The sequence below is a fragment of the Bifidobacterium sp. W8110 genome, assembly GCF_016101375.1.
GTDB classification, from domain to species: domain Bacteria; phylum Actinomycetota; class Actinomycetes; order Actinomycetales; family Bifidobacteriaceae; genus Bombiscardovia; species Bombiscardovia asteroides.
In genome coordinates this window covers 1-15,041 of record NZ_JACFQO010000005.1, presented here as the reverse complement: position 1 = coordinate 15,041, position 15,041 = coordinate 1, and the positions used below count along the sequence as shown (strand labels likewise).

The 15,041-nt window shown below is 57.6% G+C and carries 14 protein-coding genes; 9 read left to right on the top strand and 5 right to left on the bottom strand.

The annotated features are described in order from the left end of the window. Nucleotides 1–24 precede the first annotated feature (24 nt). The 3 genes from H3T88_RS07590 (at nucleotide 25) to H3T88_RS07580 (ending at nucleotide 2,887) form a co-directional block, all read left to right on the top strand. Nucleotides 25–915: a pyridoxamine kinase gene (locus H3T88_RS07590; RefSeq protein WP_198204167.1), complete on the top strand. Its 891-nt coding sequence runs from the start codon at nucleotides 25–27 to the stop codon at nucleotides 913–915. 270 nt (nucleotides 916–1,185) lie between these two features. Continuing rightward, the gene (locus H3T88_RS07585) at nucleotides 1,186–1,809 is read left to right on the top strand and encodes a TetR/AcrR family transcriptional regulator (RefSeq protein ID WP_198204166.1); all 624 of its coding nucleotides are present in this window, start codon (nucleotides 1,186–1,188) and stop codon (nucleotides 1,807–1,809) included. 82 nt (nucleotides 1,810–1,891) lie between these two features. Beyond that, nucleotides 1,892–2,887: a DUF5692 family protein gene (locus H3T88_RS07580; RefSeq protein ID WP_198204165.1), complete on the top strand. Its 996-nt coding sequence runs from the start codon at nucleotides 1,892–1,894 to the stop codon at nucleotides 2,885–2,887. 241 nt (nucleotides 2,888–3,128) lie between these two features. Here H3T88_RS07580 and H3T88_RS07575 read toward each other — a convergent pair whose 3' ends face one another. After that, nucleotides 3,129–3,437, bottom strand: a complete 309-nt coding sequence (locus H3T88_RS07575) for a hypothetical protein (protein WP_198204164.1) — start codon at nucleotides 3,435–3,437, stop codon at nucleotides 3,129–3,131. A 48-nt stretch (nucleotides 3,438–3,485) separates the two neighbouring features. On the opposite strand from H3T88_RS07575, the gene H3T88_RS07570 reads away from it, so the two are divergent. The 3 genes from H3T88_RS07570 to H3T88_RS07560 are packed head-to-tail and all read left to right on the top strand — an operon-like array spanning nucleotide 3,486 to nucleotide 7,394. Next, nucleotides 3,486–4,214 (top strand): YraN family protein, encoded by a 729-nt coding sequence (locus H3T88_RS07570; RefSeq protein WP_232347258.1) that lies wholly within the window; start codon nucleotides 3,486–3,488, stop codon nucleotides 4,212–4,214. Continuing rightward, on the top strand, nucleotides 4,214–5,800 hold the full coding sequence (locus H3T88_RS07565) for a YifB family Mg chelatase-like AAA ATPase (protein ID WP_198204163.1): 1,587 nt from the start codon (nucleotides 4,214–4,216) through the stop codon (nucleotides 5,798–5,800). Before H3T88_RS07570 ends, H3T88_RS07565 begins: the two co-directional genes overlap by 1 nt. A gap of 1 nt (nucleotide 5,801) precedes the next feature. Next, a complete protein-coding gene (locus H3T88_RS07560; RefSeq protein WP_198204162.1) occupies nucleotides 5,802–7,394 on the top strand; it encodes a DNA-processing protein DprA in 1,593 nt (530 codons plus the stop codon). Here the strand turns inward: H3T88_RS07560 and H3T88_RS07555 are convergent. Continuing rightward, nucleotides 7,379–7,723, bottom strand: a complete 345-nt coding sequence (locus H3T88_RS07555) for an MGMT family protein (protein WP_198204161.1) — start codon at nucleotides 7,721–7,723, stop codon at nucleotides 7,379–7,381. The genes H3T88_RS07560 and H3T88_RS07555 overlap by 16 nt on opposite strands. A 78-nt stretch (nucleotides 7,724–7,801) precedes the next feature. Here H3T88_RS07555 and H3T88_RS07550 point away from each other — a divergent pair, with 78 nt between their 5' ends. The 3 genes from H3T88_RS07550 to H3T88_RS07540 all read left to right on the top strand — a co-directional run bounded on the left by H3T88_RS07550 (nucleotide 7,802) and on the right by H3T88_RS07540 (nucleotide 11,772). After that, nucleotides 7,802–9,703, top strand: a complete 1,902-nt coding sequence (locus tag H3T88_RS07550; RefSeq protein ID WP_198204160.1) for an FAD-dependent oxidoreductase — start codon at nucleotides 7,802–7,804, stop codon at nucleotides 9,701–9,703. A 118-nt stretch (nucleotides 9,704–9,821) separates the two neighbouring features. Further along, nucleotides 9,822–11,021: a succinate dehydrogenase/fumarate reductase iron-sulfur subunit gene (locus H3T88_RS07545; RefSeq protein WP_415873734.1), complete on the top strand. Its 1,200-nt coding sequence runs from the start codon at nucleotides 9,822–9,824 to the stop codon at nucleotides 11,019–11,021. A 73-nt stretch (nucleotides 11,022–11,094) separates the two neighbouring features. Further along, nucleotides 11,095–11,772, top strand: a complete 678-nt coding sequence (locus H3T88_RS07540) for an O-methyltransferase (RefSeq protein ID WP_198204158.1) — start codon at nucleotides 11,095–11,097, stop codon at nucleotides 11,770–11,772. 18 nt (nucleotides 11,773–11,790) lie between these two features. Here H3T88_RS07540 and H3T88_RS07535 read toward each other — a convergent pair whose 3' ends face one another. The 3 genes from H3T88_RS07535 to H3T88_RS07525 form a co-directional block, all read right to left on the bottom strand. Continuing rightward, complete coding sequence (locus tag H3T88_RS07535; RefSeq protein ID WP_198204157.1) at nucleotides 11,791–12,558, bottom strand: TIGR00730 family Rossman fold protein; 768 nt, start codon at nucleotides 12,556–12,558, stop codon at nucleotides 11,791–11,793. Nucleotides 12,559–12,882: 324 nt separating this feature from the next. Beyond that, entirely contained in the window at nucleotides 12,883–13,638 is a 756-nt protein-coding gene (locus H3T88_RS07530) for an ABC transporter permease (RefSeq protein ID WP_198204156.1), read from the bottom strand. Between the two features lie 31 nt (nucleotides 13,639–13,669). Beyond that, on the bottom strand, nucleotides 13,670–14,584 hold the full coding sequence (locus tag H3T88_RS07525; RefSeq protein WP_198204155.1) for an ABC transporter ATP-binding protein: 915 nt from the start codon (nucleotides 14,582–14,584) through the stop codon (nucleotides 13,670–13,672). Between the last annotated feature and the right edge of the window lie 457 nt (nucleotides 14,585–15,041).

Here is a 15,041-nt window from a genome sequence, read left to right as displayed (position 1 = left end):
AGCAGGCATGAAGGAGTTCAAGAGATGGCCGGACAGACGGACGATCAGAACAGGCTCTACCAGCGCGACAGCAAGTACATTCCCCGAGTCGCCGCTGTGCATGACATGTGCGGGTATGGCAAGTGCTCGCTGACGGCCGCCATCCCCATCCTTTCTGCAGCCGGATGCGACGTCTGCCCGGTGCCCACAGCCCTGTTCAGCGCACACACCATGTTCAAGGACTACACCTTCCACGACACCACCGAGATGCTGCCGGGATACCTGGATGCCTGGCAGAAGGAGGGGGTCGAGCTGGACGGGATCTACAGCGGGTTCCTGGGCAGCGCCGAACAGGTCGACATCATTCAGCGCATGTATGGGGAATACCCCGAAGCCCTGCGGCTGGTCGACCCGGTCATGGGCGACGGCGGATCCATGTATCCCACCTACACCGAGGAGATGTGCCGGGCCGTGACCAATCTGGTCGATGGAGCCGACCTGCTCATGCCCAACCTGACCGAGGTCAGTCTGCTGACCGGCATCGACTACGAAGGCCAGGACCTCGACGATGCCCAGGTTGGCGAGCGTCTGGGCCGTCTGCTGGACATGGGCGCGAAAAACGTCATCATCAAGGGCATTGACCGGAAGGACGGTAAGCTGCGCAACTTCGTGGCCTCGGCAGATCACGGCGGAGTCAGCGGGCGCACCGAACTGATCCACGACAAGCTGCCCTTCATGATCCACGGAACCGGCGATGCCTTCGCCTCCAGCCTCTGCGGGGCGCTTTTTGCAGGACGAGGCCTGGCCGATGCCGCCCGGATCGCCGGCGAATTCGTCCGCTCGGCCATGCAGCATACACGCAATCAGCCTGACTATCAGCAACGCGGGGTCAGCTTCGAGCTGGACCTGGGCCTGCTGACCGGATTGGTCGGCTAAGGCGGTCGCCTGCACCTGAGGTCATGGCGTCATAAATATAAATCCATTGATCACAGGTTTCCAAAGGACCCCGGAGCATTTTGCGCTTCGGGGTCTTCCTATAACCCCCGTCCTCAGCATGAGGTGAAACTCGGTATCTGCCTATAGATAGGCATCCAGACGAAATTGACACTTTGTCAAAGTCGGTTTTATACTTGAGCTGTCAATGTTGACATAGTGTCAAAGTTCAGTTCCTGGAGTCGTCAGACTCCGGAAGGACAGGAAGTAACCATGCAGGCAGCAGCTACAGAAGACAAGTCAGCTTTCGCTCCGCGACCTTCACGCAAGAGGTCCAGGAAAAGCGACGAAATCGTCCAGGCTGTGATCGATATCTGCAGGAACAAGGGATTCTCCCACATCACCATCAAGGACATCGCCAAGCAGGTGGGGATGACCAGGTCCCTCTTCTACCACTACTTCCCCGACAAGGAGACCCTGGCCCAGGCCATGGTGGACAAGTCCGTCAAGCAGGTTCTGTCACGGATGGAGGAATGGAACAGGAAGCGGACACCCGGTGATGTCAAGGGAGCTCTGGAGACCGTCGTACAGGTGGCCCGGTCGATCATCGCCGACAACAGCCCGCTCCGACAGCAGATGATCCACTCGGGCAACGGAGGGCTCTACACGCGATTCGTGGACGAGGTCTCCAAGGCCATAGCCGACTACTTCTGCCGGACGGCGGTTCAGGACTTCGCCAGGCACCACCAGGATCAACTGCCCATCGACCATGTGCGCGAAATGCTGATCGTCCTGATTTCCGGGTTCATCACCCTCCTTAGGGTGCAGCCGGACACCAGCGACGAAACCTTCATTCGCATGGCCGTCCAGACGCTCCACCTGGAGCCCTACCTGTAAGGCGACGGTGCCCTTCCCGACATCCGCTGCCAAGAACCAAACCAACGAACACCTGACACAGAACAGAAGAAAGGACATCGTCATGTTGTTCCAAGTCTACGGAGCCAATGCCCCCTACCAATGGTTGGGCTGGATTCTGGTCTTCGCATGCCTGATCGGTCTCAACGAAGTCGCCAGGCGGAGCAAGACGGGAGGCATCATCTGCTTCCTTGCCATTCCCGCTGCCCTGTCCGCGTACTTCCTGACCATCTACGTCTCGGCGGCCTTCGGGGCCGATTGGGCGCTGCATAACCCGACCTACGTCCATATGACCAGCTGGTTCCACTATGCCAAGCTCTATGCCGCCACCGCCGGCTGCATCGGCTTCATGGCCCTCAAGTACGGATGGGGCAAGATCGGCAAGTCCCACTGGTTCAAGTGCTTCCCCTTCATCATCGTCGCCATCAACATCCTGATCGCCGTGGTCTCCGACTTCGAATCCGCCTTGCGCGGATGGGGCGGAACCTGGGTGTCCACCGAGGGTATCACCCTGATGGGCGGCTGGCACAACATCTTCAATGGGGTGGCAGGCCTGATCAACATCTTCTGCATGACCGGAATCTTCGGCATCTATGCGTCCAAGGACCGTCGCGACATGCTCTGGCCCGACATGACCTGGGTCTTCATCATCTCCTATGACCTGTGGAACTTCTGCTACACCTACAACTGCCTGCCCAACCATGCCTGGTACTGCGGCCTGGCCCTCCTCCTGGCGCCCACCTTCGCCAACTTCCTCTGGAACAAGGGGGGCTGGATCCAGAACCGGGCCAACACCCTGGCCATCTGGTGCATGTTCGCTCAGGTCCTGCCCATGTTCCAGGACTACTCGGTCTTCTCAACCCAGTCGGTCAACAAGGCCGGGGTCAACCTGACGGTCTCCATCCTCTCCCTGGCCGCCAACGTGCTCGCACTGGGCTACATCCTGGTCCGTGCACGCCGTCAGCACATCAACCCCTGGACCCGGGAGGTCTTCAAGGGCACCAGGGACTTCGACCAGGCCATTTCCCGTGCCGACATGAATGTGGTCACCGCGGCCTGATTCCTTCAACCGGTCCATTAGGCGCTAACTGAGTGTGACGTGGTTTCCACGGAGCCGCGTCACACCCGTCTAATTCGCCTCCATCAGAGCATCTTTATCGACCAGAAATCCGATCGCTATCTAACCAGTTAGCCGTATTGTTCATAAGGCAATTCAACAAGAGGAGCACGGAAGGTGCTTCTCAGGAATCCACCGGTTGCGCCTCCTGGTCTCCTTCAATTCTTTTTAATGTCTGGTTCCCTCATCCAGGTGCAGGACAACAGCGGAAACCGTCACCGGCTCTTTTGGCATGTTCGCTGAGTCCTTTGCTTATTGCACTGCTTCCCTCGTTTGCTCGCTTTTCCTTGGGCTGCTCGTTTCTGCTTCCTTGGTTTCTGCTTCCTTTGTTTCTGCTTTCTCTCATTTCTATTTTCATCTCTGTTTCAATATTTTTCTTTTTCGTCTCCACCTCCCTTACTGATACAGAGATGAGTACAATCGATACAAGGTCAGCATCGGAAATCCACTCGTTCGTCCACCTTCTTGCTATCACAGGCTCGTTCGACCACATGCCTGGTTCGACTAGTCACCGACTTCCTTCCAGTGGTCTCCTGGAAACATGGACACACAAGCACTGACCAGACCAACCAATCACCACACAGTCATCAATGACGTGAACGACGGAACTGATGCCGAGGCTATAATCGCAGACCCATCGATCGCACAGCCCATAAGCGCTCTGCCCGATTTCAAAGAATCCGCTGATGATCCAGAAAACGTGCAATCTTGGACAAATGAACCAGATACGAGCAACCATGAATCTATAGGCATGGAGCTGGCAGATATTGAACGACAAATCAGGGCCGGTGACATCAACAGCCGAGAGCTCGGACGATTGGGTGAGGACTACGCCTGCCAGTGGTTGCGGCAACGGAACTGGAAAATCCTAGCCAGAAATTGGAGAAGCCGGTTCGGCGAGCTGGACATCATCGCCCTGGATTCCGACTCAATTCTGGTATTCGTAGAGGTCAAGACCAGACGCACCGGTCGGTTCGGTTCCCCGGAACAGGCTGTCGGTCCGCGCAAGCAGACCCACCTGCGTCGCGCAGCAGTCCAATGGCTGATCAGCCACGACCGAGATCCCGGCGCACGACATCGTGGCACCCGTTTCGATGTCATCAGCCTGTCAGTCAAGTCCGACCCTGACAGCCACATGCATTGCGAGGGCGCCTATCCCCTGGCTTCCTATCAGACTTCCACCCAGGCCGCCAATGGCTCCAACCGTTCAAGCAGAGGCGGTTGGAATCCGGGATCAGTCTTTCTCAGACATACCAGGGAGGCCTTCTGATGCGTCTTGGATCTGCTGAATCCGTGGGATTGATAGGTCTCAAGGCCTTTCTCATCCACGTGCAGTCCTTCATCTCCCCAGGGCTGCCTTACTTCTCCATCATCGGCCTGCCGGATGCCTCCTTGTCGGAGTCACGCGAACGGGTCAAATCCGCCTGCTCAGCCTGTGGATTCCGGTGGCCGCAGACCAGGGTCACCGTCAACATGTCCCCTGCTTCAAAACCCAAGCATGGCTCTTCACACGATCTGGCCATTGCGACCAGTGTTCTGGAAGCCGGCGGGGCATTGCCGACGGAAGGCCTGGATCATACGGTCATCCTGGGCGAACTCAACCTGGACGGCACGATTCTGCCCATCAATGGTCTGCTGCCTATCCTGATGCAGGCCAGAGCCCAGGGAATCACACGGGCTTTCGTCCCTGCAGACAACCTTGAAGAGGCCCGTCTGGTTCCAGATATCGAGATCGTGGGACTATGTCACCTGGGTCAGCTTATCCAGGCCCTGGGGGGGCGAAGCAGGATTGCCGTCCCCAAAGCAGACAGCCACAAGAACACCGACAAGTCAACGGCCATAGCGAGTATGCACCCCAGTAACCCGGGTCATGGAGACAACTCCTCCGCCAATTCCGACCCATCTCCGCCCAAGCCGGACATGGCTGACGTAATCGGCCAAGAGGAGACCAAGTGGGCCATGATGGTGGCTGCAGCCGGCGGTCACCATATGCTCATGGTCGGTCCTCCAGGAGCCGGCAAAAGCATGCTGGCAGCACGGCTTCCCGGCATCATGCCCGCCCTGGATGCTGTTCAACAGCTGGAAGTGGCCTCCATCCGATCCCTCTGTGGCACGCTGAGCCAGTATGGTATCACCGATGTGCCACCCTTCGAGGCCCCACATCATACGATCTCCATGGCTGCAATGGTCGGGGGCGGCGCCGGACTGGCCACCCCTGGTGCCATCACCCGTGCCCATCGCGGGGTCCTCTTTATGGACGAGGCTCCGGAATTTTCTCCAAGGGTGATCCAATCCCTGCGCGAACCACTGGAGATCGGGCGTATCTTTCTGTCCCGGGCCAAGGGCAATACCACCTTCCCGGCTCGTTTCCAGCTGGTCATGGCTGCCAACCCCTGCCCCTGCGGATACGGATACGGCACCGGCGAGCGATGCACCTGCACAGCCCGCGAGCGCCTCCGTTACTGGAACAGGCTGTCGGGGCCCATTATGGACCGCATCGACATCCAGACCACAGTCCCGCCGGTGACCGACCCGGGATTCGATGACCACCGTCCACGCCAGCGCAGCGCTCAGATCCGCAAGCGTGTGACCCGCGCCCGCCAAACGGCAAAAGAGCGTTTTCGCAAGGAAGGTTGGATCTGCAACGCCCAGATCAGTGGCGAATGGCTGCGCCGGAACACATCAGCCAAGGCACGTTCGGTCGTGGATCAGGCCTTGCGCGGGCAACGGATCAGTCTGCGCGGTGCAGACCGGACCATGCGCCTGGCTTGGACTCTGGCAGACCTGGACGGGCGGACCAGCCCCGACGCCGACGATGTGACCACCGGCCTCCTACTCAGGACAAGGGCCGTCTAAGATGACCGGACCCATGATGAAGACCATGCCCGACGGCCAGCCGCGACCGATGACCATGGTCGAAAGCGACTGGCTTGCCAGAACCGTGCTAACTCTGGCGGCAGATGGCCCCGATGCTTTTATGGTTGCCTGTCTTCTGGGCTCGGCCCGAGCGGCCGACTTGTGCCGAAACCTGATAGAACTTGAAGCGCCAAACACGTCGGAGAATGACAGCCCTCATGATGCAGCTCGCAAGAGACTGGATGAACGCTTTCTGAAGGGGACGGCTCGGTGGGGACGGCAAACGAGCCCTGAAGACCTCATCCGGTTCCACAAGATCAGCAACTCCTGGCGAAGACGCCTGACACCCTTACTGGCCATGGACACCGACCAGGTGCGGACCATGATGACCGGCGGAGGCCGATTCTGGGTGATGACCCCAGGCGATCCGTGTTGGCCGGGCCAAGTAGATGACCTGGCACGCCGCTCTGATTGGGCTCCTCCCCTCTGCCTGTGGGGACAAGGCAATCCTGAAACATTGGTCTGCTGTGAGCGTCCCTTGGCCGTGGTCGGGTCAAGAACATGTGACGAGTATGGCCGGTCCACCGCTCACCAAATAGCCAGACAGGCTGCCGGCGAAGGCCACCTGGTCGTCTCCGGCGGGGCCATGGGTACGGATGCCGCCGCCCACTGGGGAGCCCTTGCCGCTGGTGGCGGGCGTACAGTCGCCGTTTTTGCCGGAGGCTTGCTGCATATGGGTCCCAAACGCAACAGCCGTCTGTTCGAGAACATTGAGGTAGATGGCGGCGCACTGATCAGCGAGCTGCCGCCCGCCACAATCCCCGAGGCGCGTCGGTTCCTACTACGAAACCGGATCATCGCCGCTCTTGCCTCTACCATCGTAGTGGCGCAGGCACGGCACCGATCCGGTGCTCTGAACACAGCCAACTGGGGCGTGGAATTGGGTCGCCGAGTGCTGGCTGCTCCTGGTAGAATCGACCAGCCGGAAAACACCGGCTGCAACCGACTCATCCATGAGGGGAAAGCGGAGCTGCTCCTGTCGGCATCCGATATCCGAGACATCTGCCACCCTGCCCATGGACCACTTCACCCCGGCAGGTCCGCCCGTCAAGAAGCCTCCACTTCAGTCAATACCGCCGAATCACATGATAATCAAATGAACAGGCAGAGCAGGCAGCGCACACCGACGATTGACTCCAATCATCCGACGCAGACCATCCACGACGGTCATCTGCACTCAACCGTGCTCAAACAATCCCGGACCGATAGAGACGAACCTCCAACCCACTCTCAGCACAGAGAGGATTCTTCAATCCCGCCATCAGATTTAGCGACTGACAATGAATGCAAAAAAGCGGATGACGAGCGCCTGACCAAGGAAGAGACAACAGTTCTGGCGGCGGTCCGCAACTGTCAGCGTCGGAATGGTCCGCCCATGACGGGCCGGCTTCGCGCTGAACTGGCTAGGCAGGGACGAGGGCTCTCCGTCAGGCATTTGATGCAACTGCTGGGATCTCTGGAGGTTCGTGGTCTGATCAAGCTGCAGGACGGATGCGTCGTGGCTGAGCATCCGAAGAGTCAGGCCTGCCAGTGACAGCGATCCAAATCCACTACCCAGCCGTCGGCGCCAGCCGGATCATCGCCACGGGGAGGAACAAAATGAACACCCTCATTCTCCAGCAGCTGACGCTGACGTTCAGGACCGCCAAAGGCGAATCCCGGGGCCAGAGAACCATCACGGAAGACCACACGATGACAGGGAATCACCCCAGGTTCAGGATTGTCATGAAGCGCATAACCCACGAACCTTGCGTTGCGCGGATGCCCAGTCAGGGAGGCGACCTGGCCATAGGTGGCCACCTTGCCGCGAGGGATCCGCCTGACGACCTGATAAACCTGCTGGGAGAAGGAAAGCTCGGTCATAAAATCCATTTTGCTCGCGTAAGCAGACATGCACTGGTAGGGCCGCCGCTATCAACGGGTCGTGACAGTATCAATGGTATGAATCCGCAGAAGGTCAAGAACCGCTATGATGCCGTCATCGTCGGAGCCGGAGCGGCCGGGCTGTCAACGGCTCTGGGACTGTATAGAGCTTTAGAGGACACAGAGAGCAAAAGCAGTTTGACGCCAAGGGTCCTGGTCGTCTCCAAGCTGCAACCTCTACGCTCTCACACCGGCTCAGCAGAGGGCGGTATCGCGGCCAGTCTGGGTAATCAGGAAAAGGACGACTGGCATTGGCACTACTACGACACCATCAAGGGCAGCGACTGGCTGGCTGACCAGGACGCCGTGCGGATTCTGGCCGAGCAGGCCCCGGGCATCGTCATCGAACTGGAACATGATGGAGTGGCCTTCTCAAGAACTGAAGACGGTCACATCGCCCAGAGGAAGTTCGGAGGCCATACTGCGGATTATGGTGGCCATCCAGTCAGGAGAGCAGCCTATGCAGCCGACCGTATCGGCCACCAGATTTTGCACGCCCTTTGGCAGCAGTGCCTGCGTCAGGGAGTCGAGTTTGCTGAGGAATGGTATGTGACTGATCTGGTCGTTGACCCGCCCGCTGACGACGAATCCGGCGGCCATGCCCGAGGACTGATCGTCCTGGACACCCATGCCGGCAAGCTGCAGACCATCCAAGCCGACAATATCGTCCTGTGCACGGGCGGGGCCGGCCGACTCTTCCATACGACCTCCAACTCCTGGGATCTGACCGGTGACGGCATGGCGCTCGCCCTGCAGGCCGGCCTGCAGTTGGAGGATGTGGAGTTCATCCAATTTCACCCCACCGGCCTGGGCCACACTGGCATCCTACTTTCGGAGGCCTCCCGCGCGGAAGGCGGCGTGCTCAGGAACAGTCAGGGACGAGCCTTCATGCAGGACTACGCGCCGGGGCACGGCGACCTTGCCGCCAGGGATGTCGTCAGCCGTTCCATCATGGCCGAGATTGATGCAGGTCACGGAGTGGCCGATCCATCGGACCCTGACGGGCCTCATGATTGCGTCTGGCTGGACATGACCGGCATTGACGGCCAGCGCATGACCGCTCTGCTCCCCCAGGTCACAGAGACCATCCATCGCTACGCCCACCTGGATCCCACTGTGGATATGGTTCCGGTCAAACCCACCGCCCACTACACCATGGGAGGCATACCCATCACCGATCGGGGCCGCGTCTATCGTTGGCGGGATGGCCGCCGTCGAATCGTCGACGGACTGTACGCTGCTGGCGAGTGCTCCTGTGTCAGCGTTCATGGAGCCAACCGGCTGGGCGGCAACTCCCTGCTGGATGCCTGCCTTTTTGGTGCCAGAACCGGACAGACCATCGCTGCCGCCATGGCCAATGCCAACAAGCCAAACGACATGGCCGACGCACCTTCACTCACGCAGGTCCTGCAAAGGCGTCAGGCCTTCCTGGATGAGTTGCTGTCTGGCGCAAGTAAAACCGACCCCTCGGAACCAGCATCGGCTGACAACCAAGACGAAGAATCCAAGCCCGATGACGATGCCAGCCTGAACAATCCCTATGCGCTGATGGGTCGACTGGGACGGCTGATGGAGGAGGCCGTTGCCGTCCGATGCGATCAGGGCAGCATCGAAAAGGGTTTGCGCGGCCTGGATCAACTGGATGACGACGCCAAACAGCTACGTGCGCACAGCGGTACAGCAGTATTCAACCAGGAGGTGACCGCCATCATGGAGGTGGACAACCTGCTGACCCTGGCCCGGGCTGTGCTGAACGCCAGCCTGCGGCGTCAGGAATCCCGTGGTGCTCTGTACCGGAGCGATTATCCGCAGCGCGATGACGAACACTATCTGGTTCACACCATGATCGATGCCAAGGAAGACGTCTCCTGGCAGCCTGTTCATATCGTCGACATGCCTCCCAAGGGCCGCAACTATTGATGGACACTGAGCCCAATCTGTCCAGTCAGGCACATACTCGACACCTATCCTGATCAGTCGGGGATTAGGATGGAGTCCGCGCACATCAATGGGTATCCCGGCAAGGACAGGAGCAACCGTGACATTACAGTCCACTGGCTTAGACGGATCCAAGGCATCCGCACCGGACCGCGATCCTCGTCCGGTGACCTTCCGAATAGCACGGTTTACCTCACGATCTCAATCAGAGCGTCCGGCACGAACCAACCCATTCGCCAAAAGCAACCCCTTCGCCGCAGCGAGCAACCGACGGACCCGAGGCCGTCATTGGACGCAGGAGTATACAATCCGCATCGCCCCGCAGCGCACCGTTCTGGATGCCCTTCTGCAGATCAAGCGAGAGGCGGATCCCACACTGAACTTCCGGTACTCCTGTGGACATGGCATGTGCGGGTCGGATGCCGTGCTCATCAACGGCCGCCCGGATTTGCTCTGCACAGCCACCATCGCCGACTGCCTGTCTGCGTCCAAGACCATGCCGAACGCATACACCTCACCCGGTGTAGCTACTGGAAACCTACGGGCTCAGCAGCCTCCGGCCTTCCGTCGCACTCGCACAGCGACCCACCCCCCGTCGTCATCGCATTCGGATTCGGGCTCTGACTCAACCGCCACAGACTTCTCGGCCACAGATCCTACGGAAACTGCAACCGCTACAAAAGCTACAGACCTTACAGACCCATCACACCCAACTAAAACATCAGGCCATGCAGAATCTTCAGTAGTGGAGATTCGCCCGCTTCCCGGCTTCACCCCGCTCAGAGACCTTATAGTGGACACCGATGCCATGTTTGAGCAGATTCGACGCTTCAAGCCTTATCTGCTCCATGATGATTCCTCTCCTGATAGCAACCAAAATCACACCGTATCCGGTCAGCAGCAATCCCATGATTCTGCCCAGGATCCGTTAGCCAAAGCAGCGAGCCAAGTAGCCCAATCAAAGGCGGCCGATACACAACCATCGTCGGAATACCGGCAAACTCCGGAGGAACTGTCCCGGTATGAACTGCTCAGCACCTGTATCGCCTGTGGGCTCTGCCAGGGCGCCTGTCCTATTTATGCGGGCGGTGAGGCCTTTGCCGGTCCGGCAGCCATGATTGCAGCGGCTCGATTCATCAACGATTCCCGCGACAGCCATCGGCGGGAACGTCTTGAGGCCATTGACCAGGTGGACGGAATCCAGGCATGCCAGTCCATACGGGCCTGCACCCGACCCTGCCCCAGAGGCATCGACGTGGGTGAAGAGATGTGGAAACTGGTCGAAGCCGTCAAGGAGTAGTCAGACTCATGCATACACAGGGCGGCATGAGCTGGCGACAGGCTTGTGCCCTCTAGTCGTTACCATGGTTAGCATGGACAAAACCTCGTACAACAACATCGCCAGAGGATGGGAATTCGCCGAGGCAAGCGCTCTGAACGTCGAATCCGACAAGTTGCAGACCTTGCGAAACAAGGCTTCGGAGGCCGGCTTCGCCCAATGCTCCCGGTCTCAGGGCGCCTTCCTGCAGTTCTTGGCTGGCCGGAACGCTCCGGCATCCATCATCCTGGTCGGCAATGGCTCCGTGGTCGAAGCCCTGCGCCTGATGACGGGCCTACACGGCCATGGCCAGTTCACCGCCGTCGACTCCACAGCCCAAGGCACCTCTCTGGTCAAAAAAATATTCGCGGGCATGGAGAAAGCCCACCCCGGCATGAGGCTGCGGGCGGTCAACGCTGCTGCCCGAACCTACTTCCCCAGGCTCAACCCCAGCGACTACGACCTTATCGTCGTCTCGGGCAATGGGGACAACTACCAACAGGTTATGGACCAGGCCCCGCGCTTGCTCAAGGACCGGGGACAGCTGATCTTTACCGATGCCTTCGATCTGCTGGACGAGCCTGACAAGGGTGGCGTGCTCAACCCGGCCAATAGATCCGAGAAAACGACCACCTTACGCACCATCATGGAAGACATAAGCAAAGACAATGCCTGGGAATCCTGCCTGCTGCCCATCGGCACGGGCATGATCATGGCCACCCGCGCCCGCTGACTGCCGCTCGCCTAATTTTCAGGCACGGTGACGCAGGATAGCCTGGACAGCCTCATCGGGATCATCAGTGCGGATGACCAGATCGGGGTCCAGATCAGAGATCATGCCCCGCTGCCTCACCGTGTCTGAGATCCAATCGAAGAGCCCCTGCCAGTAGGCCCTGTCGAAGAGGACGATGGGCATGCTGGGTGCCTTACGGGTTTGGACCAGGGTCAACACTTCGAACATCTCGTCCAGGGTGCCGAACCCACCGGGGCAGACGATGATGCCCGAGGAGTATTTCATGAACATCATCTTGCGTACGAAGAAGTAGCGGAAGGTGATGCCCAGATTCACCCAGCGGTTCAGTCCCTGCTCCATCGGCAATTCGATGCCCAGACCGACGGACTTGCCGCCGACCTCAGCAGCGCCTTTGTTGGCCGCCTCCATGATGCCGGGGCCTCCCCCGGTGATGACCGCCATGCCGGCCTTGGCCAGGTCGCCGCCCATCTTGCGCGCAGCAGTATAGTTGGGATCCTCCCTGCCGGTCCGTGCAGAACCGAAGATGGCGGCTGCCGGCCCCAGCTCCGCCAATGCACCGAACCCGTCGACGAACTCAGCCTGGATGCGCAGCACCCGCCAAGGATCCATATGCAGCCAGTCCGTGTCACCGCCCGATGAGAGTAAACCAGCATTGGCGTCCGCTTCAGGAATCATGGGCCCGCGCATGATGACCGGACCGCTGTGGTAGGTCCTGCCCAGGTCCGGGCCTTCGTCGTCATTGTGATTGTCAACCATATCCGCCATGTACGCATTCCTTCATCGGGCCCCAATCCGAAGGACCCGCTCGATCCTGTTCCGGCTCTCATGATAGCGGCCCCCGCCGCCCGGCAGGCGGCAAGATCAGATTCATATCAGGAGAAATAACCGCAGGCGCTGAGGGTAGCGTGGACGAGCTGAATCAGACCAACAGAGTATGGTGCTGCAGTCCCAGACATGGACAAATAACCAAGAGAAAAACCGAGTTTGGCCCTCTAACCCTCCTATGGCTGGTGGCATGGATAACTTATGACTTGCTTGAATATTTCAACTTTCAAAGATGTTTAATCAATGACACTTCGGGTTCCAAACTCACTCCACATCCCATTTGAAACCGCGAACCGCCAAAAACACAAGCACTGCGGTAACAGCAAGCACGATGGAAGTTGAAAGCATAGTGCCCGTTTGCTGCAGAGGATTTTTTGATGCCCAGAAAATGAGATCTCCAAAGAGAGTCGACGGAATCCATCTGATAACATTCGTCAACCAATCCGGAAGGATGGCGAAAGGTATGGCCAGGCCACTCAAAAACAACGCCAACAGTTGCACGAGAGCTCCCAAGTTGGTTGCCAACTGCGGTGACGAAAGCCAGCCACCCATTAAATACCCCAAGGCAAGAAACATGACCAGTCCCAATAAGGACACGACAAAAACTCGACCTACATCCCTGAACGGAAGCAGATTCAGCAATACCGAAGCACCTACTATCACAAGGATCTGCAGGGTCGTCATAATGAGCCTTACAGCAAGATACGTCATCAAATAGTCTGCTTTTCGGATCGGCGTTGTTGAAAGTACCCTGAGGGCTCCTGATTGCCTGACTTCGGCCAAAGGACCTGCGGTCATGGTCAAAGCTGTACCGGTCACTGCCAGAAAGAGCGCCATGGGCATAACGAATGGGCTGAAGTCCGGAGCATCAGCCTGTCCTTTCATCATCTCGGACATGAGAAGGAACATTCCCGCCATGGCAAAAGGGAAAATTATGACAAAAATAAAGTATGAAGTGTTCCTGATTAGTTCACGAGTCTGTAGCGCCAACAGGGGGCGAAGGTCCCGTTTTTGTGTCATCTGGAGTCCTATCAAAAATGAGTATCATCAACTATTCAAAATCATGCCCGGTCAGCCTCACGAAGGCATCATAAAGGCTTGGTTCGTTCATACGCAATTGGGAAACCGCAGGATTGCTCGACAGCACAGCAATAACAGGATCCGTATCGTCGGCACGTATTGAGATGGTTGTCTTATCAACGACTTCCGGTACGCCAAAAGTTCGAAGCATGCTCACAAGGTCCGATATTCCATCTGGCGTTACTTGGCAGGATACCAACGTCCCCTTGGCATGCTTCCTGATGAGTTCCTCCGGACTGCCTTGGGCCACAGACTGACCATGATCTATCACCGCAACTTCGTGGCACAGAATCCTCGCCTCATCTAAATCATGTGTCGATAAGACAATCGTCGTACCTTCTTCAGCCAGAAACCTAAGCACCTTCCAAAGGTCGTCTCGAGCCATTACATCAAGACCAGTAGAAGGTTCGTCAAGTATGGATAATTTCGTCCGCCCTATGATGCATAAACCAACGTTCAGTCGCTGTTTTTGTCCACCTGATAATTTCGCTACTTTGCGGAGCAGCAATTCGTCCAAGCCCATCCATTTTGCGACTTGATCCACGTCGCGCGGGTGATCATAAAGACTGGCCCAAAATGACAGTATCTCGCCCACTCTTTCCTGGGGAAAGATAGTGGACTCCTGGGGTTGAATACTCACCCGCTGATGAATCCACTGCGAATCAGTCTGCGGATTCCTGCCAAATATGCTGACAGATCCGGAAGTCGGTTTTCTCAAGCCGACAGCTATTTCGAGCGTTGTTGATTTTCCAGCACCGTTAGGGCCCAACAGACCAAAGATGCCCCCTTCAGGGACAATCAGATCAAGGTGATCCAGCGCCTTGATAACCCCTGCTGGCGTTTCATACTCTTTAACCAGATTGCCAAGTTCTATAGCAGCATTCATTGGTGCCACCCTTTATGGTAGGTACAGCGGTTCGTTAAAGTTTCATTGCATTGAGCGGCTAAACCTGCCAGACACTCTTCAAAAACAATAGCACCAATGGTGATTGAAATATATCAGCATCAGAACCACTAGCAGTTATGACCTAATGTTCAAGTACCTGTCCACAAATCTAAAGAGGAAAAGGTAACTCAACGCATTGACAAATCGAGCGAACCACCAGTATCTGCCACACATTCATAGAAAGAAGAAAAAACTCACTTATTAATTCGATCAGCCATCGGCAATACGGAATCTCTGCGGTTCCCCTAATAAGACATCTGCAGCCCCCCCCCGCAGCCTCTCTGGCAAAACAAAACACTATCTCCCAGAACCTGGCCTATAGGAACTAAACGCGTTGTTTTAGGTTCTGTGTGTGGGTTTGGTTGTGTGTTGGTCAGAGTGTGGTGTTGGGGTATCT